Annotated in this window: 2 protein-coding genes; both read right to left on the reverse strand. The window is 72.3% G+C overall.

Translation table 11 applies throughout. From position 1 onward, the window contains the following. Positions 1–1,613 (reverse strand): type I polyketide synthase (locus tag ACI2L1_RS44850; protein ID WP_404745251.1); only part of this gene is annotated, 1,613 nt, incomplete at its 3' end. Between the two features lie 19 nt (positions 1,614–1,632). Then, a partial coding sequence (locus ACI2L1_RS44855; protein WP_404745252.1) for a type I polyketide synthase occupies positions 1,633–4,876 on the reverse strand: 3,244 nt, incomplete at its 5' end.

Raw genomic sequence — 4,876 nt, forward strand, 5'->3', positions numbered from 1 at the left:
GGACCGGTCTGCCCCGCAGCCAGCGCCTCCAGCCCTGCCACCAACTCCTCGGTGTCCGAGGCCAGCACCACCGCCCGGTGCTCCAGCGCGGCCCGGGACACGGCCAGCGAGTACGCGGCATCCACCAACCGCACCGACACCCCACCGGCAACGAACTCCCACAACCGCACCGCCTGCCCCTGCAAGGCCGCCTCAGACCTCGCGCTCACCACCACCGGCAGCACGCCCACCGGACCGGACTCGACCGACTCGACCGGATCGACCCCCGGCGCCTCTTCCAAGATCACGTGGGCATTCGTCCCACTCAACCCGAACGACGACACACCCGCCCGCCGCGCACGCCTCTCCGCGGGCCACGGCACCGCCTCCGTCAACAGCCGGACGTTCCCCTCCACCCAGTCGACCTGGGGCGTCGGATCCTCCGCGTGCAGGGTCGGGGGAAGCGTCCCGTGCCGGAGGGCCATCACCATCTTGATGACCCCGCCGACGCCGGAGGCCGCCTGAGTGTGGCCCACGTTCGACTTCAACGAGCCCAGCCACAAGGGCCGTTCATCGGAGATGCGCTCGCGCCCGTACGTTGCGAGCAGTGCCTGGGCCTCGATGGGGTCGCCCAGCGTCGTACCGGTTCCGTGTCCCTCGACGGCGTCGACGTCCGCCGCCGAGAGCCGGGCGTTGGACAGCGCGGCCCGGATCACCCGCTGCTGCGACGGACCATTCGGCGCCGTGAAGCCGCTCGACGCACCGTCCTGATTGACCGCGCTGCCCTTGATCACGGCGAGCACCGGATGCCCGTTACGACGCGCATCCGACAGCCGTTCCAGCAGCAGTACGCCGGCACCCTCCGAGCAGCCGACGCCGTCCGCGGAAGCGGCGTACGACTTGCAGCGCCCGTCCGGGGCCATGCCACGCTGGGTGCTGAAGTAAACGAACATGTCCGGGTTCGCCATCACCGTCACCCCGCCCGCGAGCGCCAGTTCGCACTCCTGGGCGCGCAGGGCCTGGGCGGCCAGATGCAGCGCCACCAGCGATGACGAGCAGGCGGTGTCCACCGTCACCGACGGGCCCTCCAGACCGAGGGTGTAGGACACCCGGCCGGAGACCAGGCTGCCGTCGCTCGTCGCCGAGGCGTAGTCGTGGTACATGAGGCCGGCGAAGACCCCGGTGCGGCTGCCTCTGAGGGTCGTCGGGTCCATGCCCGCCCGCTCCAGGGCCTCCCAGGACACCTCCAGCAGCAGCCGCTGCTGCGGGTCCATTGTCAGGGCTTCCTTGGGACCGATCCCGAACAGGTCCGGGTCGAACTCGGCGGCGTCGTAGAGGAATCCACCCTCCCGGGTGACAGACCTGCCGGGCGTGCCGGGCTCGGGGTCGTACAGACCCTCGATGTCCCAGCTTCGATCCGTGGGGAAACCGGACACGGCATCCACCCCGTCCGCCACCACCCGCCACAGTCCCTCCGGTGTGGTGACACCGCCGGGGTAGCGGCACGCCATTGCGACGACGGCCACGGGTTCGTGCGAGGTGGCGAGCAGCCTGTCGTTCTCCTGGCGCAGGCGCTCGTTGTCCAGCATGGACTTGCGGAGCGCCTCGACGATCTGGTCGACCGATGTGGTCACGGTGAAATCAGCCTCTCGCTCAGTGGGCATCGTCGATGCCGAGTGCCGCCCGCACGAGGTCGTCGACCCCCATGCTCTTGATCGCGTCGCTCTGACCGGTGTTCTTCCGGTCCCCCTCCACGGCCTCGCTGTCCGGTGCCGTTCCGTTCGCCGCCTCGGGTGTGGTCAGATCGAGAAGGGCCTCCAGCAGGCCCGACTCGCGCAGTCTGGTCATCGGGATGGCGCCGATCCGAGCGCGGACGGAGTCCTCGTCGAGGGATGTGTCCGCAGCCGTGTGCTGTTCTGGGTCCTGCTCGATCCCGGGCAGCAGCTCGTCGAGCAGGTGCTCGGCCAGGGCCAGGGGGTTGGGGTGGTCGAACATGAGCGTCGCGGGCAGGCGCAGCCCGGTGGCCGTCTGCAGTTGGTTGCGCAGTTCGATCGCGGCCAGCGAGTCCAGGCCGAGGTCGGTGAAGCCCCTGCTGATGTCGATCGCGGCCGGGTCGTCGTGGCGTACCGCGGCGACGTGCACCCGTACGAGTTCGAGCAGGTGCTGCCGCCGCTGTTCGCCGCCGAGCCGCGCCAGCCGCTGCTCCAGCGTGGCCGCGTCGGCCGGGCCGCCCGTACCCACGGCCCGGATCGGCGCCTGGGCCGGGCTCACCGCCGCGGGTGCCCGCCTGGCCCTGGCGGACCAGTCCCGCAGGAGTTCCCGGAACATGGGCGAGACCTCGGACTCGCGCGCGGCGAGCGTCGGCAGGTCGAGACGCAGCGGTACGAGGACCGGCTCGTCCAGCGCGCCGGCCAGGGCGATGCCCTCGTCGATCAGTGGCAGCCCCTGGGCGGAGTCGATCGCCGGCAGGCCCTGGTCCGCCATGCGCCGCTCCTCCAGCGCCCCGTCGCTGCCCGCGCCGGCCAGGCCCTCCTCCTCGGCCCACAGACCGAAGGCGAGCGCGGTGGCGGGGAGGCCCTGGGCCCTGCGGTGCTGGGCGAGCGCGTCGACGAACCGGTTGGCCGCCGCGTAGTTGGCCTGTCCCGCGCCGACGAGCAGCCCTGAGACGGAGGAGAGCAGGACGAACGCCGAGAGCTCGTGACGCAGGGTCAGTTCGTGGAGATTCCAGGCGCCTTCCAGCTTCGGGCGCAGCACGTTGTCCCAGTGCCGCGGGGACAGGTCCGCCAGCAGGGCGTTGTCCATGACGCCCGCCGCGTGGACTACCGCGGTAAGCGGGTGCTCGCCGGGGATACCGTCGAGCAGAGCGTCCAACTGGGCGCGGTCGGCGATGTCGCAGGCCGCGACGACGACATCGGCGCCGAGTTCGGTCAGGCTCTCGCGCAGCCGGTTGGCGCCGGGGGACTCGGCGCCACGGCGGCCGACCAGCAGCAGATGCCGTACGCCGTGTTCCGTCACCAGATGGCGCGCGAGCAGGGATCCGATGCCGCCGGTGCCGCCGGTGATCAGCACGGTTCCCTCGGTGTTCCAGGGTGTGCCACCGGCCGTGAGCGGCACGGGGGCGGCCGTCAGCCTGGGTACCCGTACGTCACTGCCGCGGACTGCGAACTCCGGCTCGCCCAGGGCGGCCAGCGGCAGGGTGATCCGGTCGTCGTCCGTCGCGACGTCGGCGAGCAGGATGCGCCCGGGGTTCTCCCGCTGGGCCGCCCGCACCAGGCCCCACAGCGGTGCCTGGGCCGGATCGGGTGTGTCCCCCTCCCCGGTGACCACCGCGTTCCGGGTCACCACCATCAGTCGCGTGGGCGCGAACCGCTCGTCCGCGGACCAGGCCCGCAGAACGGCCGCCACGCCGTCGAGGTGTCCCCGGGCCCGCGCGGGTACGGACCAGTCGCGGCCGGCGGGATCGACGGGAGCGACGGGAGCGACGGGGCACGGCAGCAGGATCAGATCAGGGGCCGGTGCGCCGTCGTCGACGGTCTTGGCGAGGGCGGAGAGGTCGGTGAAGAGCTCGGCGTGCTCGGCCAGGGTGGCATGCCGTGCATCGCCGAGCACCGCCCACCGTTCGGCGGACGTGGCGCCCGCGGCACCGATCGGAAGGTGGTTCCACGTCGTGCGGAACAGCGAGTCGTGGAGCCGGGAGCCCGTCGCCGCGTTGGCAGCCGCGGCCACCCGGTCGGGCGTGATGGCCCGTACGACGAGGGAGTCCACCGAGGCCACCGGCGCACCCACCGCGTCGGCGAGCTCCAGGCGGACCGCCTCCGGCCCGGTGGACACCAGCCTGACCCGCAGCCGGGCCGCGCCCGCCGCGCTCAGCGACACCCCGGACCAGGCGAAGGGCAGATGCGACGCACCCACGTCCTGGGGGCGGTAGCCGCCGAGGAAGTCGGTGGCGCTGAGCGCTGCGTCGAGCAGGGACGGGTGCAGCCGGAAAGGAGCCGCCTCGTCGGCGGCCTCCTCGGGCAGGGCGACTTCCGCGAACACCTCCTCGCCTCGGCGCCACACCGACCGCAGGCCGCGGAACATCGGGCCGTAGTGGTAGCCCTGGCTGGTGAGGTAGTCGTACACATCGCTGGTGTCCACCGCCTCGGCCCCCTCGGGCGGCCAGACCGCCCCACCGAGGGCGGCGCCCCCCGGCGGGGGCGCGGGCTGCTGCACCGGGGCCAGGAACCCGGAGACGTGCCGAGTCCAGGGAACGTCGTCCGGGGCGTCCTCCACCCTCGAGTGGACGGAAATCGAACGTCGGCCCGAGGGATCCGCCGGGCCCACTACGGTCTGCACGGCCGTGCCCCGGTCGGCGGTGAGCGGCATGATCGCCTCGATGGTGAGCTCCTCGACCACCGGGCAGCCCACCTCCTCACCTGCCCGGAGCGCGAGTTCCACGTACGCGGTGCCGGGGAGCAGCAGGGTTCCCAGGACGTTGTGATCGGCCAGCCAGGGGTGTGTCGCGATGGACAGTCGGCCGGTGAGGACCACGCCTCCCGAGTCGGGCGACACCACGACCGCGCTGAGCAGCGGGTGGTCGGCCGGCCGCAGCCCGATGGACGCGGCGTCCACAGCGGGCAACTCCGGCACATCCAGCCAGAAACGACGGCGCTCGAAGGCGTAGGTGGGCAGATCGATACGGGTGACGTGCTCGCCCTTGTAGAAGGCCTGCCAGTCGACCGGGACACCGGTGGTGTGCAGGCGGGCCAGCGCCGTCAGGAGGGTGTGGGGTTCGTCCTGGTCGGCGCGCAGACTGGGGACGGCCGTGACGGCTCGGGTGTCGTCAGGGAGGTTCTGCTGGGTCAGGGCCGTCAGGACACCCTGCGGGCCGATCTCCACGAAACGGGTCACGCCGAGG

The sequence above is a fragment of the Streptomyces sp. NPDC019531 genome (genome assembly GCF_044903305.1).
GTDB lineage: Bacteria > Actinomycetota > Actinomycetes > Streptomycetales > Streptomycetaceae > Streptomyces.